The 24753-nt window shown below is 62.0% G+C and carries 24 protein-coding genes and 1 pseudogene; 3 read left to right on the top strand and 22 right to left on the bottom strand.

Annotated features, from left to right (window positions below; translation table 11 throughout):
- Positions 1-90 precede the first annotated feature (90 nt).
- On the bottom strand, positions 91-306 hold the full coding sequence (locus tag FCT00_RS00600) for a hypothetical protein (protein ID WP_138421453.1): 216 nt from the start codon (positions 304-306) through the stop codon (positions 91-93).
- Positions 307-368: 62 nt separating this feature from the next.
- Positions 369-1511, bottom strand: a complete 1143-nt coding sequence (locus tag FCT00_RS00595) for an FAD-dependent monooxygenase (protein WP_138421452.1) — start codon at positions 1509-1511, stop codon at positions 369-371.
- A 321-nt stretch (positions 1512-1832) separates the two neighbouring features.
- On the opposite strand from FCT00_RS00595, the gene FCT00_RS00590 reads away from it, so the two are divergent.
- The gene (locus tag FCT00_RS00590; RefSeq protein ID WP_138421451.1) at positions 1833-2627 is read left to right on the top strand and encodes an IclR family transcriptional regulator; all 795 of its coding nucleotides are present in this window, start codon (positions 1833-1835) and stop codon (positions 2625-2627) included.
- 9 nt (positions 2628-2636) lie between these two features.
- Here FCT00_RS00590 and FCT00_RS00585 read toward each other — a convergent pair.
- Both FCT00_RS00585 and FCT00_RS21640 read right to left on the bottom strand, forming a co-directional pair.
- A pseudogene (locus tag FCT00_RS00585) lies at positions 2637-3298 on the bottom strand (IS6 family transposase).
- A gap of 125 nt (positions 3299-3423) precedes the next feature.
- Positions 3424-3717 carry a transposase gene (locus FCT00_RS21640; RefSeq protein ID WP_138421450.1) on the bottom strand — a complete coding sequence of 98 codons (294 nt, stop codon included), beginning with the start codon at positions 3715-3717 and terminating at the stop codon, positions 3424-3426.
- Positions 3718-4033: 316 nt separating this feature from the next.
- Here FCT00_RS21640 and FCT00_RS00575 point away from each other — a divergent pair, with 316 nt between their 5' ends.
- A complete protein-coding gene (locus FCT00_RS00575; RefSeq protein ID WP_138421449.1) occupies positions 4034-4603 on the top strand; it encodes an antibiotic biosynthesis monooxygenase in 570 nt (189 codons plus the stop codon).
- Between the two features lie 75 nt (positions 4604-4678).
- Here the strand turns inward: FCT00_RS00575 and nadC are convergent, their stop codons facing one another.
- From nadC to FCT00_RS21720, 12 genes are all read right to left on the bottom strand, one after another.
- Entirely contained in the window at positions 4679-5488 is an 810-nt protein-coding gene (gene nadC, locus FCT00_RS00570) for a carboxylating nicotinate-nucleotide diphosphorylase (protein WP_171042842.1), read from the bottom strand.
- Positions 5489-5624: 136 nt separating this feature from the next.
- Complete coding sequence (locus tag FCT00_RS00565) at positions 5625-6905, bottom strand: Rieske 2Fe-2S domain-containing protein (protein WP_138421447.1); 1281 nt, start codon at positions 6903-6905, stop codon at positions 5625-5627.
- Positions 6906-7300: 395 nt separating this feature from the next.
- A complete protein-coding gene (locus FCT00_RS00560) occupies positions 7301-9148 on the bottom strand; it encodes a TRAP transporter permease (RefSeq protein WP_235888905.1) in 1848 nt (615 codons plus the stop codon).
- Positions 9149-9204: 56 nt separating this feature from the next.
- Positions 9205-10188 (bottom strand): TAXI family TRAP transporter solute-binding subunit, encoded by a 984-nt coding sequence (locus tag FCT00_RS00555; protein WP_138421445.1) that lies wholly within the window; start codon positions 10186-10188, stop codon positions 9205-9207.
- A 296-nt stretch (positions 10189-10484) separates the two neighbouring features.
- Positions 10485-11030: a MarR family winged helix-turn-helix transcriptional regulator gene (locus FCT00_RS00550; RefSeq protein WP_138421444.1), complete on the bottom strand. Its 546-nt coding sequence runs from the start codon at positions 11028-11030 to the stop codon at positions 10485-10487.
- Between the two features lie 136 nt (positions 11031-11166).
- On the bottom strand, positions 11167-12918 hold the full coding sequence (locus FCT00_RS00545; RefSeq protein WP_138421443.1) for a thiamine pyrophosphate-binding protein: 1752 nt from the start codon (positions 12916-12918) through the stop codon (positions 11167-11169).
- 26 nt (positions 12919-12944) lie between these two features.
- The gene (locus FCT00_RS00540; RefSeq protein WP_138421442.1) at positions 12945-14426 is read right to left on the bottom strand and encodes an aldehyde dehydrogenase family protein; all 1482 of its coding nucleotides are present in this window, start codon (positions 14424-14426) and stop codon (positions 12945-12947) included.
- Positions 14427-14542: 116 nt separating this feature from the next.
- The gene (locus FCT00_RS00535) at positions 14543-14989 is read right to left on the bottom strand and encodes a hypothetical protein (protein ID WP_138421441.1); all 447 of its coding nucleotides are present in this window, start codon (positions 14987-14989) and stop codon (positions 14543-14545) included.
- Between the two features lie 12 nt (positions 14990-15001).
- Complete coding sequence (locus tag FCT00_RS00530; protein ID WP_171042841.1) at positions 15002-15994, bottom strand: ABC transporter substrate-binding protein; 993 nt, start codon at positions 15992-15994, stop codon at positions 15002-15004.
- Positions 15991-17181: a Gfo/Idh/MocA family oxidoreductase gene (locus tag FCT00_RS00525; RefSeq protein ID WP_235888904.1), complete on the bottom strand. Its 1191-nt coding sequence runs from the start codon at positions 17179-17181 to the stop codon at positions 15991-15993. Before FCT00_RS00525 ends, FCT00_RS00530 begins: the two co-directional genes overlap by 4 nt.
- Positions 17171-18109 (bottom strand): PDR/VanB family oxidoreductase, encoded by a 939-nt coding sequence (locus tag FCT00_RS00520; RefSeq protein WP_138421440.1) that lies wholly within the window; start codon positions 18107-18109, stop codon positions 17171-17173. The genes FCT00_RS00525 and FCT00_RS00520 overlap by 11 nt, the downstream gene beginning before the upstream one ends.
- Before the next feature lie 188 nt (positions 18110-18297).
- Positions 18298-18420 (bottom strand): hypothetical protein, encoded by a 123-nt coding sequence (locus FCT00_RS21720; RefSeq protein WP_268920892.1) that lies wholly within the window; start codon positions 18418-18420, stop codon positions 18298-18300.
- A 116-nt stretch (positions 18421-18536) separates the two neighbouring features.
- On the opposite strand from FCT00_RS21720, the gene FCT00_RS00515 reads away from it, so the two are divergent.
- Positions 18537-18980 carry a LysR substrate-binding domain-containing protein gene (locus tag FCT00_RS00515; RefSeq protein ID WP_138421439.1) on the top strand — a complete coding sequence of 148 codons (444 nt, stop codon included), beginning with the start codon at positions 18537-18539 and terminating at the stop codon, positions 18978-18980.
- Between the two features lie 322 nt (positions 18981-19302).
- On the opposite strand, the gene FCT00_RS00510 is transcribed toward FCT00_RS00515, so the two are convergent.
- The 6 genes from FCT00_RS00510 to FCT00_RS00485 form a co-directional block, all read right to left on the bottom strand.
- Positions 19303-20022, bottom strand: coding sequence for an ABC transporter ATP-binding protein (locus FCT00_RS00510; protein ID WP_138421438.1), 720 nt, complete (start codon positions 20020-20022; stop codon positions 19303-19305).
- Positions 20022-20768 (bottom strand): ABC transporter ATP-binding protein, encoded by a 747-nt coding sequence (locus FCT00_RS00505; RefSeq protein WP_138421437.1) that lies wholly within the window; start codon positions 20766-20768, stop codon positions 20022-20024. Before FCT00_RS00505 ends, FCT00_RS00510 begins: the two co-directional genes overlap by 1 nt.
- The gene (locus FCT00_RS00500) at positions 20765-21724 is read right to left on the bottom strand and encodes a branched-chain amino acid ABC transporter permease (protein WP_138421436.1); all 960 of its coding nucleotides are present in this window, start codon (positions 21722-21724) and stop codon (positions 20765-20767) included. Before FCT00_RS00500 ends, FCT00_RS00505 begins: the two co-directional genes overlap by 4 nt.
- 7 nt (positions 21725-21731) lie before the next feature.
- Positions 21732-22604 carry a branched-chain amino acid ABC transporter permease gene (locus FCT00_RS00495; protein WP_138421435.1) on the bottom strand — a complete coding sequence of 291 codons (873 nt, stop codon included), beginning with the start codon at positions 22602-22604 and terminating at the stop codon, positions 21732-21734.
- A 12-nt stretch (positions 22605-22616) separates the two neighbouring features.
- Positions 22617-23786: an ABC transporter substrate-binding protein gene (locus FCT00_RS00490; RefSeq protein ID WP_202530541.1), complete on the bottom strand. Its 1170-nt coding sequence runs from the start codon at positions 23784-23786 to the stop codon at positions 22617-22619.
- A gap of 92 nt (positions 23787-23878) precedes the next feature.
- Entirely contained in the window at positions 23879-24619 is a 741-nt protein-coding gene (locus tag FCT00_RS00485; RefSeq protein ID WP_235888903.1) for a glycine cleavage T C-terminal barrel domain-containing protein, read from the bottom strand.
- Positions 24620-24753 lie beyond the last annotated feature (134 nt).

The following is a 24753-nucleotide window of genomic DNA, read 5'->3' as shown; positions in this document are numbered from 1 at the left end:
CTTGTATCCTAAATTAGGGTACAGTATCCTAATTAAAGGTACAATGCCACAAATAGAGGTACAAGCAGCCATTGAAAAGTCAGGGAAAAATTAGCCTCTATTCTCTTTAATTAGGGCACAACGACACATGTCTCCCGCCGGCCCGCTCACCGCGATGGCGTCGGGGTTGCGGTCGAGGTTCTGCCACAGGATATCCGAACAGTTCGGATGATCTGCTTTGTCGAAGCCGATTTCCAACGCGCCGGGCACATCCTGTGCGACCGGGTCAGCGATGGAAGTAGTCTGCGCGTCTGTCGTTCCCGACATCCTGTCCTCCCATTTGAAATACGCCGCGCCCGCTCACCCCGGATGCGACGGATACCGGCCTCTCAGCCGGTGGCGGCCTTATCGGCCTCGTATCGGGCGGCGAAGCCCGGCGCGATCTGACGCAACCGATCCTCGGACAACCGGCCCGAGCGCATCAGGTAGTCATGTGCGAAGTCCAACGGATCGAGATGCATCTTCTCGCCGAACGTCTCGTACCAGTAGGCCGAGGTGTTCGCAGCGTTGACGATCTTGCGCGCGATGGGCTGGCGGCGTTCCTGGTAGGCGGCGAGCGCTGCGTCCACGTCGTCGAATTCCTCGAGTGACTTGACCAACGCGATCGCATCCTCGAGCGCGAGCCGCGTGCCCGATCCGATCGAGAAGTGCGCCGTATGCACGGAGTCGCCCAGCAGCACGTACCGCCCGGCGACCCAACTTTCGCACCACAGGCGCGGAAACTGCCGCCACATCGACTTGTTCGTGATTAGCTGCGCGCCTTTGAGCACGTCGCTGAAAAGGCCACTGCACAGCTTGGCACTTTCGTTCTCGCCCATCTCGGCGAAACCCCACTTCTCGAACGTCACATCCTCGCATTCGACGATGAAGGTCGAACGTTCCGGCGAGAACCGGTAATGGTGCGCGTTCATCGGCCCGTGCTCTGTCTCGATGAAAGTCTGGGTAAGGGTGTCGAACGGCACTTCTACCCCGAACCACGCGAAATGGTTGTCGAAGAATTCCATCGAGGGGCGGAACGTATCCTCGAAGCTTCGCCGGACCAGCGAATTCAGGCCATCCGCGCCGACCACGAGATCGGCCTCAAGCGTATCCAGGTCCTCGACCAGAGTGTTGAACCGGATCTCGACGCCCAGGCCCCGGGCCCGGTCCTTCAGAAGCTCGATCAGCTCGAGCCGTCCGATGGCGGTGAACCCCACGCCGTCCAGCGTGACGGTGTCGCCGGGCAGGTTCAGCGTCATGTTGCGCCAGCGCTCCATGTGCGGCGTGACGAGGTCATGGGTCTCCGGGTCGTCGGCACGCAGGAATTCCAGCGCCTGATCCGAGAACACGACGCCGAAGCCGAATGTTGCACCTTCAGGGTTCTGCTCGGTCACCCGGACCTTAACACTAGGCATCAGGCGCCGCAGCAGGATCGCGGTGTACAGGCCAGCAGGACCGCCGCCCAGGATTTCGACTGTCTTCAATACGCTCATCGCTTCTCCCCAAGTCGCTCGACTTTTCATGAGGCGTAACCTAAAGTTCCATAATGTGCAACTTGTATCATAATACGGAATAACTTATGCGGCCACTCGTCTACCAGAAGATCAGGAAGCTGGACGCGGATCCAAAAACGAATGGAGTTCATGAACTTACGGCGAGTCGGCTCGCTCCGCTGCAAACAGCTTCACGGGCTGGACGGTGAGTACAGTTCGCCGACGAGAGACATGAGGCCCGTCGCCTTTTAAAATCCCGCGACACGGCTATGTTCGGCGCGAAAACGAACGAAATGCTGAAAAGGTAGAAAGGTGACGCGGATGGCTGAGACCGAAGGCCCGGGTCCCGGGCTGAAATCACTTGATGCGGCGCTTGGCGTGCTCGCGCACATGGCACGGGCGGACGGGGCGCAATCGCTGTCCGACATCGCGCGCGACTGCGGCATGCCTCGCAGCAAGGTCCATCGCTACCTCGCATCGTTCGTCGCCGCCGGGCTCGCCAAGCAGGAGGGACGCTCCGGCCGCTATGACCTCGGCAAGGAAGCGATCCATCTTGGCCTCTCCGCGCTGGCCCGGCACGACTTCGTCAACCATGCGGCCGAGGATCTGCCCGACCTCGCAGCGCTCTCAGGTATGACCGTCCTGTTGTCTGTCTGGGGAAACGACGGCGCCACGGTCGTCCGCTGGGAACGCGGCGCATCGCCCGCCGTCACGTCGATGGGGCTGGGTACGACCCTGCCCCTGCTCAATTCTGCGACAGGGCGCGGGTTCCTAGCCTGGGCGCCGGAGGGCGCCATCGGCCGCATCCGTGACCAGGAGCTGCGCCGAGCCACGCGCAACCCCCTCCTCTTGCCCGACGCGACGCCAAGCCGCGCTGGCCTGCGCAGCCTCGTGGCCAAGCTGCGCCAGCGTGGCTACGCCTCGGTCGATGGGGACTTCATCCCAGGTCTCGTCGCGCTCGCGGCACCCGTCCTCGACTGGCAGAACGAAGCGCAGGCGGTCATTACCCTGATCGGTGTCGACCCGGCCGTACTCGACCCCGACTCCGAAGCGGTGAAAATCCTTCGCGACTACTGCGCCCGTAAATCCGTACAGACAGCACCCGCAACGACATAGCCGGATCATTTACGCCGCTCGGGCGTCCCGCCAGCACTGTATGGACGCGAAAGGACCGCGGCTCGAGAGGCTGCGTTCCTGGTTGAAATGATCTGAGGCTGAGACGTGGACGGACGCGAACTTCCGGAAACTTCGCATGCGCCGGAACCGGCGCATGGCGCTTTCCCGTCGTCGGAACGGCAGGTGTCAATTTTCTGCCCGGTTGTTGAGCCAGTGACCGCAGGTCTGCCGATGGGTGGCGCCCTGATCGTTCAGCGCGGCCCGGTAGGAGCGCAATCGGTCGGTCACGATCTCATCTGCGCGCTCATGCTTGCGCATTGCTTTTCTTATGAATTTCATGGCGGCTTCCGGTCCCGGGTCTTGGTCACAAAGCTTTCGAGCACCTCGCCTTCATGATCGACCGCATGCCATAGCTAACAGCGTTCACCGTTGATTTTCACAAACATCTCGTCGAGGTGCCACCACCAGCGACTGGACTGCATTCCCTCACTCCGACGCTTGCGGATCTCGGCCGCGAAAAGCGGTCCGAACCTGTGCCACCAATATCGGACCGTTTCGTGGCTCACATCGACGCCGCGTTCGTGGAGCAGGTCCTCGACATTTCGAAGCGAGAGCGGGAAACGGACATACAAGAACGGGGCCTCCAGGAACTGCTCGTCGATCTGCCGCATCAGGCCGAGGTTCTGTTCGGTCTCTCCCTTCGGCGCGTAGTAATAGGACGAGCGCGCGATCGACAGCAGCTTGCACTGCTGACCGATGGACAGCCGGGGATGGTGAGGCTCGATCATGCCGCGCCTCACTTCCCGCCCCAGGGCTTCAGCTTTCGTTCCAAAAAAGAGTTGGCCACCGCCAGCTCCCCGATCTTGGCGTGGAGCTCCTTCACCGGCTCTTCGTAGATCTCGGGTCTCTTGCGGCCGCCGCGCTCAAACACGCCGGACGCGCCTTCGAGCAAGGCGCGCTTCCATTGATGGATCATCGTCGGATGCACTCCGAACCGGCTCGCCAGCTCGGCCGCCGTTTCTTCACCCTTCAGGGCTTCCAGCGCGACCTTCGCTTTGAACTCGGGCGCGTGCTCCTTGCGTTTCGACATCTCTGATCTTCTTCTCGTCGAAGATCAGCAGACTGCAAATCGTAGTTTACGTCACTGTCCGAATTTCGGGGGGTAGCTCAAGACCCTCCCTTCGAGATCAGGCGCTCGTGTCTCAAATCATCGGACGACGGACACGCGCATATCGAACAAGCCTTCGACTTTCGCACCGAGAGCGTGGACAGAACTAACAGGTTTCACCGCTTAAATTTAGATATGTAAGGAAATTGTTAAATCCCGTGCGGCTATCAGCTACAAGGAGCTATAGGTCCAGTCTTACCTTTAGAAACATGCTCAAGCTCAGTTGGAGACAGCCCAAATGGTCGATGCAAGTTTGCTTGAAGATCGCCAGAATAGTCTTCTGGTGGCACTTCGCGTGCGGCACCGCGACGGTGACAGGTGCGCGGAGTTGCTGCAGAAGCTGAATGACGTGCTTGTTCAGACAGAGGGCTTCAAGAGCCTCGACGTCATCCGCCGCGAGGGCGGGTTGGGCACGGATTTCTATGTCGTGGTGAGATTCCGGGACAGCGCGGCGCTGGATGCGTGGCGCAACTCGCCGAAGCGCGCGGCCGCCTTGATCGACATCGAAGCCCTGGCGATAACGGACGTTTCACGTCAACAGGCTGCCGGGTCAAATATCTGGTTCGAACCGGTCGGCTCACTCCCAAGCACGCCACGCCCACCCCTGTTCTGGAAGCGTTGGACCGTCAGCCTTCTGGCGGTCTATCCGGCACTCATCGTCCTGGTGACGGTGTTGTCCCCGCTCACCTCACGCGTTCCCCAAGCCCTGGGGTTGTTGATCGTCGCGGTGATCCTGACCGGCCTCACCACCGCGTTCATCGTTCCTTGGCTGACCCGGGCCCTGAATGGTTGGCTTACAGCACGCTGACGCGCCAACCGGTACGGGCCCAGGCACTTGGACCCAACTCGGGTCCACTAAAATGCGTGGCTACGGCCGGTCCAATCAAAAATCGAGGCCGAAGTCCACCGTGCCGGCCGAATGGGTCAACGCGCCTGAAGAAATATAATCGACGCCGGTCTCGGCAATTTCACGCAGGCGGTCCAATCGGACATTGCCGCTGGCCTCGGTTTTCATTCGTCCGTCAATTCGCTTCACGGCCTCCGCCATGTCCGCGCTCGTCATGTTGTCGAAAAGAACAACGTCGGCGCCACCGACCTCGATCACCTCGTCGAGCTGATCCAACCCGTCAATTTCAATCTCGACCACGACCATGTGGCCGGCGTGCTTCTTGACGGCCTCCAGCACCTGCGTAACACCGCCTGCCGCGGCGATGTGGTTGTCCTTGATCAGGATCGCGTCGGACAAGGAAAATCGATGATTGTGGCCCCCGCCATGAAGAATGGCGAGCTTTTCGGCCAGCTTCAGGCCCGGCGTGGTCTTGCGCGTACAAGTAATGCGGGTCCCGGTCCCCGACACCGCCTTCACGTATGAGGCCGTCATCGTAGCCGTTCCCGACAGGCGACCAGCAAAATTCAAGGCTACGCGTTCCCCCGCGAGAATGGAGGCGGCCGCACCTTCGATCTTCATCAGGGTATCGCCGGCCTTGCATGCGAAACCATCGGCAACGATCGTCTCAACGCGCAGTTCGGGGTCGATCAGGCGAAAGGCAAGCGCTGCCAGTTGCATCCCGGAGACCACGGCGTCCTGCCGGGCGACCATTTCCGCATTGTACTGGGTGCCCTCCGGAAGAACTGCGCGCGTCGTTACGTCACCGGCAGTTCCCATATCCTCCATGATCGCGTTGCGCACCATCGGCTCAAGGATGATGTTAGGAACAGAAGCAGCGGTATTCACGGTTTGAAGTCCTTCGTTTTGAGTTACGGGCGCCAATCACACAGGGCGCGAGTGCTCCTCACGCCCTGTGAACGCCGTGCTTTGAAAGGGAACCCTACTCGGCGGCCTGGGAGTCAGCCTTCGGGTTGACCAGGGTGCGCCAGTCGACGTCTTTGGAATAGACGCCCTCATGCGAGGCTATCAGCGCTTGCGGCACTTCGGCGTCGGTGCCGATGGCACGACCGCCTTCGGCGACCTTCTGCGCCGCATCCACCATAAGGCGGCGGAATTCCACGATTGCCAGGTCCGAGGCGCCGAGCGTGTCGGTTTCGCGCTGCACGCGGCTCCCCATGGACACCCACATGACGATATCCTCGTTAGGGATGCCGTCGACCCCTGTAAAATGCCCTTCCGCCATACGTTCGCGGTCTTGCAGGAAATCGTTTTCCAGCGTTCGCACGGGCCGCCACTTGTCGTCGACATCGACCCCCGGTACCGCATGGGCAAACTTGCGCCATTCCTCCGTCGAGGGCACGTTCGGACCACCAAACGCGATAAAGTGGAAGGCGGTCTCGTCATCGTTAATCGGCACGATCACGCTGGCCACTTTGTAGTTGTTGTTCGGCGGGATCAACGAATAGTAAGGTGCCACGAACTCGGTGATCCGCAGGTAGTTGTGGGTCTTCGCGTTCTTGATCGGCTTGCGGATCGCGGCGTAGTGGAAACCGTAACTTGTGGTCTCGGTTTGCATCCGCGGCGACTTGTCCGTCGATGGCCGATACCAGGACTTTTCGTCCGACGAAGCGCCTTCGACCCGCGCCGGAACCATGTTGGAGGAGTGCAGCGACGAGCTATGCGCGCTGTCGATTTGACCTTCGTGGATCTGCGCCCAGTTAGCCGGCACGCGGATCTTGAGGATCGAAACCTTCGTGTCTTCCTCGGGGGCGAAGGCCGGCGGCTGGAACTCCGGCATCTCGTCGCGGTCGCCAAGCCAGGCCCAAACGAAACCGCCCCACTCGCGCACCGGGTAGGCGCGTGCTTTGACCTTTTCCATGAGGGGGCTGCCTTCCGGTTCGGAAGACATCGCAACCACGTTGCCATCCACATCCATCTTCCAGCCGTGGTAGAGGCAGCGCAGTCCGCAATCCTCGTTGCGGCCATAAACCAGCGACGCTTTGCGATGCGGACAAAGCTCGTCGAGCATGCCCAAGCGGCCCTTGGTGTCGCGGAAAGCGACATAGCTCTCCCCCAGAACCTCGACGCGTAGCGGCTTGCCGTCGTTCTCGGCTACCTCTTCGATGAGACAGACGGGTGTCCAGTGCTGGCGCATGAGCTTTGCCATCGGGGCATCCCCGGTCACTCGCGTCAGCAGCTCGTTTTCTTCATATGTCAGCATGTCGTTCTCCTCCAGCAAGTGCAGAAATTTTCCACATATATTCTTAGCTATCTAATTTTTTTTGTCAAGCTAGGCCGGCGGCGTCATCGCTGCAGCCAGCCTGCGAGACAGCGGTGCAGAAAGGGAAGGATCAACCCAGTGGACAATCCTGTCAGGCACAGGGCAACCAGAAAAAGTACGGCCGGTGTAGGCACGCCTTTTAGTAGGCTGCGCGAGGCGTATACGAGTAGCACAAGCGGCGGGTAGACCGCGAGCATACTAATGGCCCAACGTTTCCAGAAAGGCGGAGTTCTCGGGGTCGATGTTGCGCGCGTTTCGGCCACGTCTGTTCCTTTGTATCAGCATCGGTAGAAGTCATTCGGTCGGCCGGGCGCAAGAACCGCGCCCGGCCTTTCTCAGGCACTGGTCTCTTTCTGTGGGCCACCGCCGCGCATCAGCAGGGCGTAACGTCCGGCGAATGCGAGGATCACCAGAATCCCGCCCAACGCCACGAGCGTGAAAGGCATCACGGCGGCGGCCGCAGCCAATGTCAGCACCAGTCGTTCCACGCGCCCCAGCGGCAACCCGATTGAGCCTTCCACCGACACCGCGATCGCCAGCGTGGCCAGCACCCCGCCAGACACCGCGATGACATTGAAGAGCGGATCCGACAGCAAAAGCAGACCGGGGTTGAACACGAAGGCGAAGGGCAGAAGGAAACCGACGACTGCCAGCCGCACCGCCGAAAACGCGATCTTGAATGGATCCTCGTCCGCGATCGCCGCGGCCGCGAGAGCCGCGACTGCGATCGGCGGTGTCAGCGCCGACAACACGGCGTAGTAGAGCAGGAACATATGGCTCTGGAGGATCGGGAATCCGAGTTTTGCCAGCGCCGGCCCCACCAGAACGGCGGCGAGGATGTAGGCACTGGGCGTCGGCATGCCGAGGCCGAGAATGATCGTCACGATGGCCGCGATCACCAGTGTCACACCGGGCTGGCCATTACTGATCGTCAGGATCACGTTGGCCGCTTTCATGCCGAGACCGGTCATCGACAGGCCGCCGATCACCAGGCCGGCGGCCGCACAGGCACCCGCGACCGGCAGAATCCGCAGCGTGGTCTCGCCGAGCCCTTCGACGATTTGCCAGGGCCGCAAGCGTGTCGCCTTCGTCAGCATGGAGGCAACGACGGCACCGACGACGCCGGCGCCTGCGGTGAAAGTGGGTGAATAGCCTGCGACCAGCGCCGCGACGATCCCCGCGATGGGGATCAGGAAGACCCAGCCGGTGCGGAAGGTCTCTTTCGCCGTCGGAATCTCGTCGTCCGAGGGGCGCAGGTTGAGACGAACCGCTCGCAGGTGCACCTGTGTGAAGACGCCCATATAATACAGAAGCGCGGGGACCAGCGCGGCGAAGACCACCTGCTGGTAGGCCACGCCGGTGTATTCGGCGAGGATGAAGGCAGCAGACCCCATGATCGGCGGCATGGCACTGCCACCGGTGGAGGCCGCGACCTCGACCGCGGCGGCGAAGCGCGCGCGGTACCCCAACCGCTTCATGACCGGGATCGTGATTGAGCCGGTGGCCACCACGTCCGACGTAGGGCTGCCGGACATCGTGCCGTACAGGCCGGAAGAGATGACCGCGATCTTGGCGGGACCACCGCGCGACCGGCCAGTGACCAACGATGCGATGTTGAAGAAGAACTCTCCACCGCCGGCCTTCGACAGGAATGTCCCGAACATGACGAACAGGAAGACATAGCTCGCGACGACCTGGATCGGAACACCGAAGACGCCATCGGTCGTGAAGACGAGAATATCCAGAAGGTAGCTGAATTCATCTACGCCATGCCCGAAGGGAGGGGGCAGCAGGTAGCCGAACAAGTTGTAGACCAGAAAGAGCACGACGACACCGGTCAGACCGAGCCCGGTGGTGCGCCTGGTGGCCTCCAACGTTAGTAGTAGCAACGCGGTGCCGAAAAACAGCTGCGCCGGTGTGAAGGCATGCAGAAGGCTGATCCGGTCAGCAATAGCGCTCGCGTTTACGAAAAAGAATATCCCGCACGCCAAGCTCAGCGCCGACAGCGCCCAATCGTAGAGCGGGATGTGGTCCGGCGCACGAGGCGTGGCCCCGATTGCGCCGAACATGATCGTGTAAATGCCGCAGACGAAGAGAATCCCCAGGATGAGTGGATCCGAGATCGTGAACAGGTTCGCGTAGATGACCCAGGCCGCGAAAACCGCCGCGACGACGATCAACACTCGCTGCGAACCTGCCGCAAGCTTGCGCCTGCGGCCGGTGGCGACGAGAGAACCAATCACTTGATCAGCCCCGCTTCCTCATATGCCTTCGCGGCACCCGGGTGGAACTCGAGCACGCTGGGCGTGGCGAGAAGCTCGGGCGAAAGTTGCTTCATCGAGCTGTGCACCGCGCGCACTTCGTCGATGTTTTTCACCAGCGAGCTTGCCAACGAGTAGGCGGTCTCTTCGGACATGGAGTCATTGGCCACGAGCAGCGCGCCGAGCGCGGAAGTGGTCACATCCGCTTCCTGGTTCGAGTAGCTACTGGCCGGGATGGTCATCGTGCCGGTGCCGAATTCCTCATTGGTGGCCGTGACCACGTCTTCCGGAACTTCGAGCAGAATGACGTCGTTGTTCTCGTCCACCGAGCGGAACGACGAGTGGTTGATGAAGATCCCGTTCGTGATCATGTCGAGACGACCATCCTGAATCAGGTCCGCCTGCTCGTTGGCACCCGCACGCACGAATTGCCCGCCGGCATCTGTGAGGCTTTCCTCGGTCACGCCCGCCTCTTCCAGCATGAACAACGCCACATTGGACGTGATGTTGCCCGAGCGGTTGATGCCGATGCGAAGCGCCGCGCCGCTGCCGGCGATGTCGTCGAGGCTGTCGATGTCGTACTCCTCGGCCACGGCCTTATCGAGGAAGAAGTGCATCGGCGCCCAGTTGTACATGTAGCCGATGGCACGCATGTTCTCGATGGGCTCAGCAAACGGCTCTCCGCCCTGGAGAGCGATCTGCGCTTCGGCGTCGTGCAACAGGCCCAAGTCGGTCCGGTCACTGCCAAGAAGACCGATGTTGGCGAAGCCGCCACCGGTCGCCTGATACGTGACGACAGAATCGCCGTCGTCGGCCTTGACGGCACGGTCGATGCCGGCACCCAGAAGCGACCACAGGCCACCCGGGTTGCCACCCGACAGGGTAAGGTTCACAGGATCGGCGGACACCGCCGTCGATGAGATCGCGAGGCCGAGCGTCGCGGCCAGAATCGAGTAGTTCATGAGTCTCCTCCCTTAGTTTTGCATGAATCGCCTCCCAGCGATTCTCGGTTCGTGTCTCCATCCGGACGTGACCGCGGGCCGACCCGCCTGAACACGCGAGAATATTAGACGTCTACTTTCCTAGCTGCGATATTTTGCCACGTCAAGAAATTAGATATCTCAATTATAGCTTCAAACTATTGCTAGATTTCGCCCGACACCGCTCCCGTGATGGTTGCATAAACGCTCCCACACGGCCACTCAAATATGGTCAACCCAATCCGGACACGGTCGCGCCGACACCCCGGCGACGCCCGTCAAATCTTGGCCAGTGATCGGGTCGGCGGGACACGAAGTCCGCGCGCAGCACCATCTTTCTCATCTTGTTCGAGATTGCGGATGATGGTCGTCAAACCGTGTCGCAGGACCTTCACTTCGACTTCGCTTAACCCCTTGACCGCGATATCGTTGCTCTCCACCGCCATCGGCTCAAGCACGTCGCGCAATTCCCAGCCACGCTCGGTCAGAAAGGCATGCACGCGCCGCTTGTTATCGCCGACGTTGCGCCGTGCGATGAAGCCCTGCTCCTCCATCCGAAGAAGCGCGGTGTGGGTCGTGGGCTCCGTGAGGTTTGCGCGCTCGGCCAGTTCACGTTGCGACAGGCCGTCCGATTTCCAAAGAATGCGAAGGAAAATCCATTGCCCGAAGGTCACACTTTCGCTGGTCAGGCGCATCTGAAGCGAACGGTTGAAAGACCGCGCGGCGAGCCGGATGAGACGAGCGAGACGTTCTTCGTCGTAATCCGGGGCTCCGCCGGCCTTGGGGGCCGGCGTCTTACCCCCTGCCGAAATTTCATCGCTCATCGCAGATCAACCCCTTGATCGAAAATCCTCTTCCGGCCGGACCGGGCAGTGAAGCGCAGGATGGCCGTTCAGTCCGGGTCTGGCAAGTGCACGTTGCGAAACCGTGATTGACCCCTAAAGGAATGAGCATACCCGCTCATTCCTGCGTCATTCCTGCCGCCATTGCCTCGCTGTAGCCGGGACGCACGCGGACGTCGACCACCGCGACGGATCCACGGCCGACCGCGGCGATCGCCTCGGCAAATACCTCGCCCAAGTCTTCCATCCTGTCCACGGGACCGAAGGCCTCGGCCCCCTGGGCGCGCGCCATGGCGGCGATATCGATGTCCGGCTCGTCGATGGCCTGGCCTACGTGCTTGTTTTCGACGGGGCGGCCGCGGTCGCGGGCAACACGCTCCTGGTGGATTTCGTCGTTGAAGTAGGACCGGTTGTTGGCCACCACGATCAGCAAGGGCACCTCGTGATGCACGGCCGTCCATAGCGCCGTGCAGCCCATCAGGAAATCCCCGTCCCCCAGCACTGCAACCGGCAAACGCCCCTGCCCGCGCAGCGCCAAGGCAGAGCCGACCGCCATGCCGGGGCCAGAGCCGATGCCGGCACCGCCATCGTAGCCGAGGTAATCCAAGGGTGCCGCGAAGTCACATTTCTCGCCGTTCCAGCTGAGCGTCAACCGCAGGTAGCTGGGCTCATGCCCCCGCACCGCCAGGGCCAAGGCGTCTGCAAGGCTGTCGACTGAGATTTCGCCTTTCGCCCGTGGCTTGGGATCAGCGACCAAGAGCGCCTGTTCGCCCTGCTCCGCGACGTGACCGATGTCGCAAAGCGCTTTGACCACATCATCGGGGCGCGCCAATAGCGTGAAATCCGTGGCTGGCATCGCCTGGTGGTCCAGCGACCAACCGTTCTGAAGAAAGGGCTCGAGCGTCACGTTAACCACGCGGGTCGCGCCGGGCTTCAACCCGGCCTGATCCAGTGTCCCCGCAAGGTCGACCCAGTCGAAGGAAACGACAAGATCCGCGTCCGCGATCACCTTGCCCGCTTCGGGCGAGAGGAAGTAGCCCGGCGCTCCAGCATGCAGCGGATGGCGCGTCGGGAAGGCGGCCGCGACCTTGATGTCGGTCACCACCCTGGCGCCGAAGCGTTCGGCCAGCGCAACCCGGCGCTCCCAGTCTCGGCCATCGCGTGAAACCCGCCCCATCAGGAAAACCGGCGCCTCTGCGCCCTCGAGCATGTCCCACAACTTTTTCGCATCCGGCGCGGCAACAGCAGGAAGCTGCGGGGCCGCGTAGCGCGCCGGGTCGGGAAGCGCCGGCAGGACATCCAGCTTTTCTTCCTGAACGCTCACGTCGAAACAGACATAGGTGGGCGCCATCGGGGGCGTGGCCGTGATCGACGCGGCGCGCAGCATGGATGCCAGCGAGGCATCAAGCGAGGCCGGCTGGTCGTCCCACTTCACGTAAGGACGCACCACCGCCGCCTGGTCCCGCGAGGTATGCAACCAGTCGATCCACGGCCGCCGCTTGGCCGCATCGACCGGTCCGGTAGCGCCGTAGACAAGCATCGGTACCCGGTCGCACCAGGCGTTATATAGTGCCATCGCCGCATGCATGAGCCCCACGTTGGCGTGCAGGATCACGCCCAGGGGTTGCTCGGTCACCTTGGCCCAGCCGTGCGCGATCGCCACTGCGTGTTCTTCATGCAGGCACAGCAGCATCTTGGGATCACGGTTCCCCAAGTGGTTCACGATACTGTCGTGCAGACCGCGAAAGCTGGATCCCGGGTTCAGCGCGACGTAGGGCGTGCCCAGCTCACGCATCATCAATGCGATGGCATCGCTGCCGTATACGTCGGTGGTCTCGCAAGGAACCGGGCGGTCGATTTCGTCGCGCATCGGGCGATCCTCCTCGGGCGCGGGCTTCATTGACCGCCCAGGTTGATGTGAATGTTCTTTTCGTGGGTGAAGGACATCAGTTCGCCGATACCCTCCTCGCGCCCGATCCCCGACTGCTTCACACCGCCGAAGGGCGCGCCGAGGAAGTGGCGCCCCACCTCGTTGATCCAGACGAACCCGGCTTCGACCCGGTTCGCGGCCCGGTGCGCCGTGGAAAGATCGCGGCTCCAGATCGCGCACGTCAGCCCCACGTCGAGCCCGTTGACCTCCGACAGCATCTCGGCTTCGTCGGACCAACGTCGCACCGCCAGGACGGGACCGAAGATCTCTTCGCGGGCGATGGTCATCCCGGGGGTCACGTCGGCGAAGATCGTGGGCGCGATGAAGCAGCCGTCCTCGAGCGGCCCGTCCGTGACGGCATGGCCACCGGCCACGACACGGGCGCCTTCCTGCTTCGCGCTGTCGATGAAGCCCATGACCCGGTCGAAATGCGCCCTGCTGACCAGCGAGCCCATCGTGGTGCCTTCCTCGGTGGGAATGCCAGGCTTGAAGCGCTTTACCTTATCGGCCAGCCGCTCGACAACGGCGTCGTGCAACTCGTCGTGAAGGAACGCTCTGCTGGTCGAACCGCAGGATTGGCCGCACCAGCCGAAGTTCATCCCCGCGACGATCGCGTCCGCCACCTTGTCTGGATCACTGTCCGGATAGGCGATCAGAGCGTTCTTACCGCCAAGTTCCAGAAGTACCGGCTTTATCGTGTCGCTGGCGCCATGCATCACGGCCCGGCCCGCGCCCACCGATCCGATCAGGGTCACCTTGGCGACGTCCCGATGCGCAGCCAGACCAGCACCCGCTTCGGTGCCACCCGGCAGAACGGAAAAAACGCCAGCGGGCAGCAAGTCCTCGACGATTTCCGCCAGCCGCAGTGCCGAAAGCGGCGCCTGGACTGGCGGCTTGATGATAACCGCATTACCTGCCGCCAGCGGCGCGGCCATCTTGCCTCCACAGAACATGAACGGATGATTGAATGCGAGGATGCGCGCCACCACCCCCATCGGCTCTCGCGTGGTCATGTTCACCCGCTCGGGGCCCATCGGGATCGTGTCGCCCTTCATCTCGGTCACGAGGCCGGCGAAGAATTCCATTTGCGCGGCGGCGACGCCCGCGTCCCCTCGCATCTCGGTGTAAGGATTGCCACAGTTGGCCGCGTCGATCAGCGCCAACTCGTCGCCGTGTTCGCGCAGCCGCGCGGCGATTTCCTTGAGAATCCGGGCCCGCTCCAGCGGTGCGACATCGCGCCATTCGCGAAAGCCTGCATCCGCGGCAACCACGGCAGCATCGACGTCGGCCTGAGTGGCCACGGCGACGGGTGCCAAGGCCTTGCCGGTCGCCGGATTCACCGTGTCTTCGTAACCGCCCGCGCTCGGCTTGTGCCAGCGCCCACCGTAATAGAGATCACGGTGTTTCGGCAGCGATGCCTCGATATCGAGGCGCGATGACTCGCCCATCACAGGTCTCCTCCCCGTTTGTCGGGCGCGCGCCCTCTCCCAGAAGCCACGCCCATGAATTTGTCGTTTCGTGCCATATCGGCCGTCGGCGACGTCGCCACGACGTCTCTGCAGGTTCAGACCGCCATGTCGCTCAAGAGTTGCAGGAAACGCTTTCCGGACATCACTTCACGCAGAGGCAACTTGGCTTGCTCGGCGTCCAGTTCGGCGTCGTATGACAGCCCGCGCCCGTCCCAGAACCACCAGTAGACGATCTCGCCCTGCTTGTCGCGGATCGGCATACGGAAGGTAGGGAACGCGCTGTACGCCTCGGGCACGGCGACGTTTTCCACGAAACTGCACGCGGCGCCAGCCTGCGCCAGAGCCCGGTCGATCGGGATCATGGCCATGAACCGGGTCTCACCCGCGACCAGGGTACCAAGATCCGCGGGACGATCTTCGTGGAGCCCGTCCAGCGCGCGAACCACTGGCGGGTAACTCGGGTGCATGTGCGTGACCTGCACGTAAGCAAGTCCGCCGTCGGTGGTGATTTCCAGCACGTCTCCGGGCTTCAGTTCACTCATCTTGCACCCCTTTCAAAGGCTGTAGGCTTCTTGCGTCGACGGATGGAACAACTCGTCCACCGAAACGTGTCTCGGCGACAGTCCCTGCGCGTGGTGATAGCCGAGGAACTTCTCAAGCACGTGCGCATTGCCAACGACGCCGTATGTCCAGGGGTCCTGCCCCATCAGCGCCTGCGCCCGGTTCAGGTTATCCTCGACGAAGGGCATCGTGACCTTGGTCGCCGAGGTATCCTGCAGCGCGTCCTGCGCCAGCTTTTTCGATTCCGAGAATGCCTTGAGCAGAGCGCCGGGAAGCCAAGGGTGCTGGTCCGCCAGGGTGCGGCGCACTCCGAGCACATGCATGATCGGGAACACTTTGGTACGTCGGTAGAAATCTTCGGCAGCGCTCACGCTGTCGGAGAACAGCCGGCCCACGTGCGGATGCCCTTCGGCAAAGCAGCGCGGCCAGCGCGGACCGATGAACCCGTCGATCTCGCCCGCTTCCAGCATACCATTCAGGGTGGCACCCTCCGGTGCCGCCTCAACGGTCACATCCTCCGGCAGGTCGACCTTGATCTTCTCCGGACGGCCCGGCGTGTCCATGCCGCCGCGAACCCACGTGACGTCCGACGGACGCACGCCGAAGTCTTCCTCTAGGATGCCACGCACCCAGACGTTGGCCGAAAGCTGATATTCGGCGATGCCGATCCGCTTGCCCCTCAGGTCTTCCGGCTTCTCGATGCCTTTGTCGGTGCGGATGTAGACCGAGGTGTGGCGGAATGCCCGGCTCAGGAACACCGGGACCGCAATGTAGTGCGGGTCACCGCGTGCAACAGAGATGGAGTACGACGACAGCGACAGTTCCGAAATGTCGAAGGCCTGGTGGCGGAAGGCGCGGAAGAACATCTCCTCGGGCGACAGCAGCATCGGAACCGGGTCCACCCCGTCTATCTTGACGCGACCGTCGACGATGGCCCGGGTCCGGTCGTAGTTGCCCATGGCGAGGGAAAGGGTCAGGTCGCTCAAGGTGTCATCTCCTCCTGGTAAATTCCGCATTGGCGCGTGAGTTCGGCCGCCACGCCGGTTTCGGCCGAGTGCAGGATTGCGTGGCAAACCTCGAGGCTGGCCCGCCCCCAGCGCCCCGTCTGCGCCGGAGGTTTGTTGCGCCGCACCGCGGCCACCAGCGCATCGATCACTGTCTCGCGCGGGACAGTGCTCAGAGGCGTCTCCTCGAAGCGCCGCGCGAAGTCGCCGAAAACCTCCACACCGTCGGGAGTGAGGCGCAGGTCACCCCGGTCGCAGAGCACGATGACCGGGCCGAAATGTTCATGGTGACGCGCGGTCGGCGGGGCGTCTCCGGCACCATAGGTCCGCGTGGTCTTGAGGCGGGCCTCCGCCTCGGCGTCGAGCCCTTCGAGCGCCCTACGGGCGCGGCCGTAGGCTTCCGGTGACTTGTCGCCACCGAGTTCGGCCACATTGTTCATCCAGATGTCGCTGTCGAAGTGGGCGTATCCCGAATAGGTCAGAGTGGCGAAGGCGCCGCCATGGAAGTCCATGAGCGCGGAATAGGCGCCTTCCGTCGGACGCGCCGGGTCCCAGGCCCCTGTCATCGCCGAGACACTGCGCCCGAGTCCGCCGCAGAGTAACCGCACGATGTCGATCTGGTGGACGCCCTGGCTGAACAACACGCCACCGCCCTCTTCGGTGCGCAACTCTTCGGGTCGGCGGGGACGGTAGAGGAAATCCGTGTAGTTGAAGGCCTGCACCATGCGCACGGCGCCGAGCGCGCCGCTATCAATCATCGCCCGTGCCTGCAGGACCGGCGCATCGAAACTGTGACTTGGTCCCACGATCAAGTGGACTCCGGCGTCTTCGGCCGCTTTCACCATCCGATCAGCATCGTCGAGCGTGACTGCCAGGGGCTTGTCGACAAGAATGTGTTTGCAGTGACGTGCCGCAGCCTCGACGTGTTCGGCGTGCATCTGATGCGGGGTCGCGACATAGATTGCTTCCACCTCCGGATCGGCGGCCATCGCTTCCACGTCCGAATAACCCGTGCCGCCGAACTCCGCCTCGAAGGCATCTCTGCTCTCGGCCCGCGGCGCGGCGCAGGCCACCAGTCGCACTCGCGTATCAGCGCGGAAGGTGGGCAGCATCAACATGAATGCGCGGCCCAGGCCCGCCACGCCGATGCGGACGGCGTCAGAGGTCAAGAACGAGTTCCCCTTCTTTGGCGCGCGACACGCAGATCATGATGTTGTCGGACTTCTCCTCGTCCATGAGCACCATGTCGCGATGGTCGACCTCGCCCGAGAGCAAGCGCGTCTTGCACGTGCCGCAAGTGCCGCTTTCGCACGAACTCACTGTTGCCACGCCCGCATCACGCAGCGCCTCGAGGATCGACCGATCCTCAGGAACCGTGACGCGCTTACCGGACTTTTCGAGCACAACGTCAAATGCCTTGTCGTCTTCGCGCACCACGTCGACCGGCTTGAAGTCTTCGAAGTTGACGCGCCCCTCCGGCCAGTGGCCGGAGATCGCCTCGATCTCCTCCATCAATGGCGCGGGCCCGCAGCAATAGACATGCATCTTCTTGGGCTCTTCGAAATGGTCCCAGAAATCGTAGACCTTCTCCGGGTCGCCTTCGTCGTGATGCACCAGAAGACGATCCCCGAAAGCTGCGCGCATCTCGTCGAGGTATGCCGTGTCCTCCGGGCTGCGCGTGCAGTAGATGATATTGAAGGGCTTGCCCTCGCGATCGAGTTGCTGCGCCATGGAGTAGATCGGCGTCACCCCGATCCCACCGGCGATCAGCAGATATTCGTTAGCCTCGCCCATGGGAAAATCGTTCTCGGGCGGCTCGACACGCAGTTCCGTGCCCACGGTCGCCTCGTCGTGCATGGACGCCGACCCCCCACGCGATTCCGGCTCCCGTTTGACCGCGATCTTGTACACCTCCGGGGCGCTGCCATCATTGATCAGCGAATACCGGCGCATCGCCTTCGATGGCGTCTCTATCGTCACGTGCGCCCCGGGCTCGAACGTCGGCAGCTCGGCACCGTCCAAAGGAGCGAGCGTGAATTCGCAAATCTGCTCGGTCAACGGCCGCCGAGCTTCGACGCGCATGGTCAGATCCGTCATGAACCACCTCCTTCAAGCGCTCCCGCCGAACCCCGCGTCATACGGATCGTGGGCGCCGGAGAACATATATTTAGATTGCTAATTTGTTGTCAAGAGTTATGGAAAAGTTGTTTCCGCCTATGTGTTCGCTTTTCAGTTGCTACCCTTTGACCTGAAAACGCTCTCCGCAAAACCCGGGCAAGTCCATATCACAGTGCTTCTGTGCCCGTGCGCACCATCACGAAGTCGAAGCGGGACGACCAGATGGCGTCATCGTCGATCGTGCGGTCGAACGGTGCGACGAGGGATCGTTTGAGGCCGAAGACGTTCACCCGGACGTCACGGTCGAATTCTCGACCCGCATTCCCTCGCAACCTCGCTCCGGCCCCGGCATCCTTCCTGCCGTCATTGAGAAGTTCCGGGGGGGGGGGATGCTCGTTGAGAACGGCTGATCCAACTGGATCTTCGCGCCATCGCGACACCTGAAATTGCCGAAGCCGTGCTTACCGACGACAAGGACATGCTCCGCCAGACCCACGTTCTGCTGCACGTCACCGAACGCGTCATCTGGGCGAGCCTTTTCGAGATCCCAGCTCTGCCCGGGCTGCGGTCCCGCCCTCTGCTCACGTTCGAGAACTACACGATGTTCCTGCAGACGGTATCACGCGGACTAGGCATCGCGCTCGCGCCGGTCCAACTGATCAAAAACGACCTCGCCAAGGGTCGGCTGGTAACGGTTTCCGACATGGCGGTTAAGTCGCGTAGCGTCGGATACCTGGTCTACCAGCAGCAGATGGAGAACTACCCGCCGCTCGTCGCGTTTCGCGACTGGCTTCGGGAGACCATCGCGGACGACATCGCAAGGACGAATGGCGGGGGCGATCGGCAATGATCACGCGGCTCCGGCGAGGCCCTTCATGCGATTTGGGAATGTGTCGCGCATGTTCCGCCTGCGCTAGCGAAGTACGCTCGCCGCCTTTAATCGCCGCTCGCGCGCAGATACGGCAAGCTGCGCTACAACTGGAGCAACAGGATAGAAATCATGTCCGGCCGGCTCAAATAACGGAACCCCAAAAATTTCGCACTCATTTCTGATCAGTATCAGGAGTCAAGACCAGTCGGCTTGGTTGATGTTCGCTCCGTGACGGCGAGGATCGTGCTTAGTGCGTCGACTATGCCAGGGTGATAACATTGGTCTGTGCCGTAGGCGTCTCCTATTCGTTTTCTGAAGAGACGGCCGACAAGCCGATAGCACTTTCCAGCACGTCCGGCCGGCCGCGCAACTCATCGGTCGTGCCCGAGAAGACCATCTGACCCCGCTGCACTACCAATGCGCGGTCGCAGAAATCCAGAACGGTGGCCACGTGCTGCTCGACAAGGACGCAGCCGAGGCCTGTTTCCTCGACCATTTTCCGTACCGACTTCATGACGTCTTGCGCCAGGGTTGGCGAAAGACCTTCGAGCGGCTCGTCCAGCATTAAAAAGTCGGGCTTCGTCATGATTGCCCGTGCGATGGACAGCATTTGCTGTTCGCCGCCGCTGAGATCGGCGCCGAGATTCTGCATCCTCTCGCCAAGCCTGGGGAACAGTTTCACCGCCAGCTTGGTCCGATCGCGCTCGGCGCTGGCGACAATGAGGTTTTCGCGCACCGTAAGCGACCGGAACACGTCACGAGTCTGCGGCACGACCGCGACACCAAGTTGATTGCGTTGGTAGGCCGGCATGCCGGTTACGTCGACCCCGTCGATTTCGACCGTTCCGTGGTGGACTTTAGCGTCCCCCATCATGGCGCGCAGGATCGTGGTCTTTCCTGCCCCGTTGCGCCCGAGAATGCCCAGTTTCTCACCGGCGCTGAGCCGCACCGTGATACCTTCCACCGCAACAGTGCGACCATAGCCCGCATCAACGCTGTTCCATGCGATTTCCTTCGCCATCAGCTTGCCTCACCCAGATACATTGCCCGCACGTCCTCGTTCGCTGCAATTTCGTCCGGGGTTCCCGTGCAGAACACCCCGCCACTCACCAGAACGATGATGCGACGTGCAAAGCGGAATACGAGGTCCATGTCGTGCTCGATGAACAGGACCCCCAGCTCCGCTGGCAGGTTTTCGATCGCGTCCATGATGATGTGGCTTTCGCTTTGCGGAACACCCGCCGCCGGCTCATCCAACATGAGCACGCGCGGCTCCATGATCAGCGCGACGCCAAGCTCCACCAGTCGCTGCTCGCCGTAGGCAAGCAGGCTGACATCATTGTCCCGGCGATCTTGCAAACGCAGATCGGTCAACACGCGTTCGACGCTCTTCTCGATCAGGTCAGCGCTCCTACCCCCCCAGCCGAAACGATAGGCCATGCCGTTCTTCTGAATCGCGGCAACGCGCAGCGTGTCCGCTACAGTCATGCTGTGAAACAACCGCGTAATCTGAAATGTGCGGATCAACCCGCGATGGGCGCGCTGCCGTTGCGACAGCGCCGTGACCTTGCTCCCGTCGAGCATGACCTCGCCGCCCGTCGGGTCCAGCACACCGCTGATCAAGTTGACGAGCGTTGTCTTTCCCGCGCCGTTCGGTCCTATCAACGCCACCCGGTCGCCCGGGGCGATCGTCAGATCCACGTTGCGGGTAACCTGCAAGCCACCGAAGGATTTCGACAGGTTGCGTACTTCCAGAAGATTGTTCATGTCCGTGCCCCTTCGCGCAGACGGTTCACCGCGGCTTCGAGGCCACCGAACAGGCCCTTCGGCAGGAACAGGACGATCATGACAAGCATCGCCCCGATGAAGAGCATCCAGCGGACCGGATCGACCTCTGCCGCGTAATGGTGGATCATCATGAACACCAAGGCTCCCAGCAAGGCGCCCCAGAGGCGACCTGTTCCCCCCATGACGAGCATGACAAGAATCTCGGCGGAATACGTGACACTCAGCGTGTTCAGCCCGACCACCTGCACGGTCTGGGCCGATAGCGCCCCTGCCAAGCCGGCGATACCTCCGGAGAGGGTGTAAAGCGCGACCCTGTGGGCGAAAATACCCCCGCCGAGGGAGGACACGCGACCTCCGTCATCGCGCACCGCGCGGGCTGTCAGACCAAAGGGGGAGGCCGCGATGTGACGCAGAAGCAGGAAGACAAGCCACAGGACGACCGCCGCGTACCAAAAGGCGAGCCGCCCGTAAAAATCGAACTCGAACCTGCCGAAGAGCGGTTGCATCATGATGCCATAGAGCCCGTCATCCCCGCCGGTGACGGCACGCGACTTGTTGACGATCTCGTATATGATCTGCGTGATCGCGACGGTCATCATCAGGAAGGTCAGGCCGTGGGCACGCATCAGCATTAGTGCCGAGACCAGTGCGACGAGGCCGCCGGCAAGAATGCCTACCACAAGACCGGTCAACGGTTCGGCCCAGACATGCAGGGAATAGAGCGCAGCGGCGTAGGCCCCGGCACCGTACATGGCCGCATGGCCCAGCGTTGCAAGGCCCGCGAAGCCGACAACGAGATCGAGCGACAGGACGAGAAGCGCTGTGATCGCGATCTGGGCCAGAAACGCCTGTTGGTTAGGAAAGATCACGACCAGCGCCACGGCGACGATCGGTATGACCGCGGCGGCGCCAAGGGTTCGTTGGGTGTTTGTCATGGCGGGCCTAGGTCTTGGAGCTGCGCTGGAACAGGCCCTCGGGCCGCCAGCTCAGCACGATGAGCATGAGTGCATAGAGCGCGATGGTCGCGAATTCCGGGGCGAGGTATTTGCCTGCGGTTTCAACTGTCCCGAGCAGGATGGCGGCAACGAAGCTGCCCGCCATATTGCCCGGTCCGCCCACGGCGACGACCGCAAGGAAGAGCACGAGGTACTTCAGCGGATAATATGGCTCCACAGGCAAGAGCTCCGCGCCGGCGACCCCGCCTAGCCCGGCCAGCGCCGCGCCGATGGCGAATGCGGCGGCATAGACCCGGCGGGTGTTGATCCCCAGTTCACCCGCGGCACGCGGGTTATCCACGGTCGCCCTCAGTTTGACGCCGAAACGCGTGCGCTCAAACAGAAGCCAGATCCCCGCGAGTGACAAGAGCCCCAAAACCAGGGGAACGAACCGCTGCGTCGGCATGCTGCGGAAACCGAGATCGGTCGATCCGCGAAGAAACTCCGGCAGACGGATCGGGACCAGAGAATTGCCAAAGATCATGCCCGACAGGGCGATCCCCATGAATACGAGGCCGATTGTCAACAGAACCTGGTCCAGCTCGGGCCGGGCATAGACGCGGCGCACGAGCGCGATTTCAAGGCCGAAGGCAATGATCCCCGCGACCGCCGCCGCGAGAATCAGCGCGAGGACGTAGGGTAGTCCTAGCGCAGTAACAAAGGTGGCGGCCGCATATCCCCCGACCATCGCGAACGTCCCGTGGGCAAGGTTCACGAACCGCATGAGGCCAAGAGTGACCGTAAGACCGACCGACACCATGAACAGGACGAGCCCGTACGAAATGCCGTCGATCAGGATGCTTGCGATGAGCGAGAGCATGCGACCGTTCCCTTAGTCCTGCACGCCGTAGTCAGGCTGTGCTTCGTAGGTCTTGATCTCGCGGTTCACGAGACGACCATTCTCTTCCTGCTCGACCACCCGGATATACACGTTCTGGATGATATCCCGAGTTTCGGCATCGATCGTGATCGGGCCCCGCGGGCTTTCCCAGCTGGCTCCGGAGATGGCGGCGATGGCCGCGTCCGGGTCCGGCTGACCTTCGGTCGCGCGGATCATCTCGTAGAGCGCATGAGTGCCGTCGAAAGCCGATACCGTGGCTGGGTTCGGCTCTGCGTCCGGGAACAGCTCCGCGAGCTTTTCCTTGAACGCCTCGTTCTCAGGCGACTCGTGCGCAGCGGAGTAGAAGTAGCCGGTTTCAAGCCCGATAGCAGCCTCACCCAGTGATTGCAGGTCGACTTCTTGTGTCTCGGACGTACCGACGAAGGCGATCCCCGCGTCATCCAGACCGTTGTTTCGGTAAGCGTTGACGAAGCTGTATGTGGGCGGGCCGTAGGGCAGGAACACGAACAGCGCATCCGGCTCCTGCAACTGGATCGACTGCAGGTAGGGGCCGAAATCAGTCGTCGAAAGTGGCATGCGGATGGTCTCTAGCACCTCGCCACCTCCCGCTTCGAAGGCTTTCACGAAACTGGTTTCGGCATCCACGCCAGGGCCGTAATCGCTCACGGCCGTCACCACGGTACGGTATCCCTTTTCGAGCGCGTTCTGCGCCGTCGGGACGGACACTTGCGGAAGCGTGTTCGAAGTGCGCACGTAGTACGGCGATTGCGACACCACGGCCGAGGCCGACGCGTTGAAGATAACCGTAGGTATTTTCGCTTGGGCAGAGATGCCCGCTGCCGCAATGGCATTCGGCGTAAACACGAAGCCCGCCAAGTATTGCACTCCGTCACGCGCGACCAGTTCCTGCGCAAGGGCTCGCGCCCGCCCCGGATCAGGGGCTTGCAGGTCGCGGTAGATGAACTCGACCTCGATGTCGTCTGTTGGCTGCCCGTTCATGGCAACGTAGGTTTCCACGCCTTGCCGGAACGGTTCTCCGAACGAGCCTGAAAACGGACCCGAGAAGGGGCCGATCACGCCGACCTTGACGGTTTCGGCCATGAGTGGCGCTGTCGAAATGGCCGCCACTGCGGCGGCTAGTAGAAGTTTCGTGAGTTTCATGGGGTCCTCCCTTTCCAATATCCGGTTCGAGCGCATCTTTGCGCCCGCCGGTCCTATGCAGCGCCCCATCAAGGCAGCGGGACGCTGCTACGTCAGTAAGATGCTCGACGGTTGTCCTGCTTATAGGGGGCGGGTTGGACGGTGGCCCGGATGTTGATCTGCGGGTGTCCCGGGTTGCCCCATACGACTTCCACCTCATTGCCAATCTCGGCCTCGGCCACATCGATCGTGCAAAGCGAGAGCATTTCCCGAAAGAAATACGAGTAGCCGCGCGAGGTGGTCGTGCCGACGTCTTTGCCGTTCTTCAGAACCCGGTCGCAGTACATGAAGCCGCGCTGATCCCGCGGGATTTCCATCCAGTCGTAGGGCGTTTCCTTGCCGAAAAGCGAGGCGAAGACCTTAATCACGTCCTCAGGGTTCCAAACCAGGGTGCGGATCACCCTGCGTGGGTTGGCTTTTTCTTCGGCCAGCGCGTCGCGACCGATGAAATCGTGACCAAGGTGGATGCGATTGGCCCAGCCCAGTTCAACGGGGCTGCGATACCAGTCCGAAACCTTCTGACCCTCAAAGCTGCCCGCGACGTTGAAAGTCGAGGCGAAGGCAGGCATCGCCGAACGGAACTCTTCAAGATACCCGGCCATCTCCGGTTCAAAGATCGCTGGGAGGTAATCGGTCACGATGGTCGGGAAGCAGGCTTCGAGGTGGTTGATGAAAGCCGCACGCCCGCCAAGTTTGCGGATGCCGAATTCCTGGCCGGCCTCGAGGATCGCGTCGTAAACTTCCTGGCTTTTGTTGATGTCGCCTTGAAGCTCGAACCCGAGTTCACCGGCCATGCCCTGACTGTCGTAGTACCCTAATAAAAGAGAAATTACCGCTTCTGGCCTATTTTGGCGATTTCTGTGCCTCTATTTAGGATATGTCCACAGGTTTCGGCGACCTTCGGATGAGTGGTTCCGTCTGCCAAATC

Origin of the sequence: Maritimibacter alexandrii (genome assembly GCF_005871115.1) — a bacterium.
Classification (GTDB): domain Bacteria; phylum Pseudomonadota; class Alphaproteobacteria; order Rhodobacterales; family Rhodobacteraceae; genus Maritimibacter; species Maritimibacter alkaliphilus.
Note: the sequence above shows the minus strand (reverse complement) of the source record. Positions and strands in the feature narration are given on the sequence as shown.

What these genes read in the sequence shown, in the direction of transcription:
- FCT00_RS00600 (WP_138421453.1), bottom strand. Translation starts at nt 306, where the DNA reads ATGTCGGGAACGACAGACGCGCAGACTACTTCCATCGCTGACCCGGTC.
- FCT00_RS00595 (WP_138421452.1), bottom strand. Translation starts at nt 1,511, where the DNA reads ATGAGCGTATTGAAGACAGTCGAAATCCTGGGCGGCGGTCCTGCTGGC.
- FCT00_RS00590 (WP_138421451.1), top strand. Translation starts at nt 1,833, where the DNA reads ATGGCTGAGACCGAAGGCCCGGGTCCCGGGCTGAAATCACTTGATGCG.
- FCT00_RS21640 (WP_138421450.1), bottom strand. Translation starts at nt 3,717, where the DNA reads ATGTCGAAACGCAAGGAGCACGCGCCCGAGTTCAAAGCGAAGGTCGCG.
- FCT00_RS00575 (WP_138421449.1), top strand. Translation starts at nt 4,034, where the DNA reads ATGGTCGATGCAAGTTTGCTTGAAGATCGCCAGAATAGTCTTCTGGTG.
- nadC (WP_171042842.1), bottom strand. Translation starts at nt 5,488, where the DNA reads ATGGTGCGCAACGCGATCATGGAGGATATGGGAACTGCCGGTGACGTA.
- FCT00_RS00565 (WP_138421447.1), bottom strand. Translation starts at nt 6,905, where the DNA reads ATGCTGACATATGAAGAAAACGAGCTGCTGACGCGAGTGACCGGGGAT.
- FCT00_RS00555 (WP_138421445.1), bottom strand. Translation starts at nt 10,188, where the DNA reads ATGAACTACTCGATTCTGGCCGCGACGCTCGGCCTCGCGATCTCATCG.
- FCT00_RS00550 (WP_138421444.1), bottom strand. Translation starts at nt 11,030, where the DNA reads ATGAGCGATGAAATTTCGGCAGGGGGTAAGACGCCGGCCCCCAAGGCC.
- FCT00_RS00545 (WP_138421443.1), bottom strand. Translation starts at nt 12,918, where the DNA reads ATGCGCGACGAAATCGACCGCCCGGTTCCTTGCGAGACCACCGACGTA.
- FCT00_RS00540 (WP_138421442.1), bottom strand. Translation starts at nt 14,426, where the DNA reads ATGGGCGAGTCATCGCGCCTCGATATCGAGGCATCGCTGCCGAAACAC.
- FCT00_RS00535 (WP_138421441.1), bottom strand. Translation starts at nt 14,989, where the DNA reads ATGAGTGAACTGAAGCCCGGAGACGTGCTGGAAATCACCACCGACGGC.
- FCT00_RS00520 (WP_138421440.1), bottom strand. Translation starts at nt 18,109, where the DNA reads ATGACGGATCTGACCATGCGCGTCGAAGCTCGGCGGCCGTTGACCGAG.
- FCT00_RS00510 (WP_138421438.1), bottom strand. Translation starts at nt 20,022, where the DNA reads ATGGCGAAGGAAATCGCATGGAACAGCGTTGATGCGGGCTATGGTCGC.
- FCT00_RS00505 (WP_138421437.1), bottom strand. Translation starts at nt 20,768, where the DNA reads ATGAACAATCTTCTGGAAGTACGCAACCTGTCGAAATCCTTCGGTGGC.
- FCT00_RS00500 (WP_138421436.1), bottom strand. Translation starts at nt 21,724, where the DNA reads ATGACAAACACCCAACGAACCCTTGGCGCCGCCGCGGTCATACCGATC.
- FCT00_RS00495 (WP_138421435.1), bottom strand. Translation starts at nt 22,604, where the DNA reads ATGCTCTCGCTCATCGCAAGCATCCTGATCGACGGCATTTCGTACGGG.
- FCT00_RS00490 (WP_202530541.1), bottom strand. Translation starts at nt 23,786, where the DNA reads ATGAAACTCACGAAACTTCTACTAGCCGCCGCAGTGGCGGCCATTTCG.
- FCT00_RS00485 (WP_235888903.1), bottom strand. Translation starts at nt 24,619, where the DNA reads ATGGCCGGTGAACTCGGGTTCGAGCTTCAAGGCGACATCAACAAAAGC.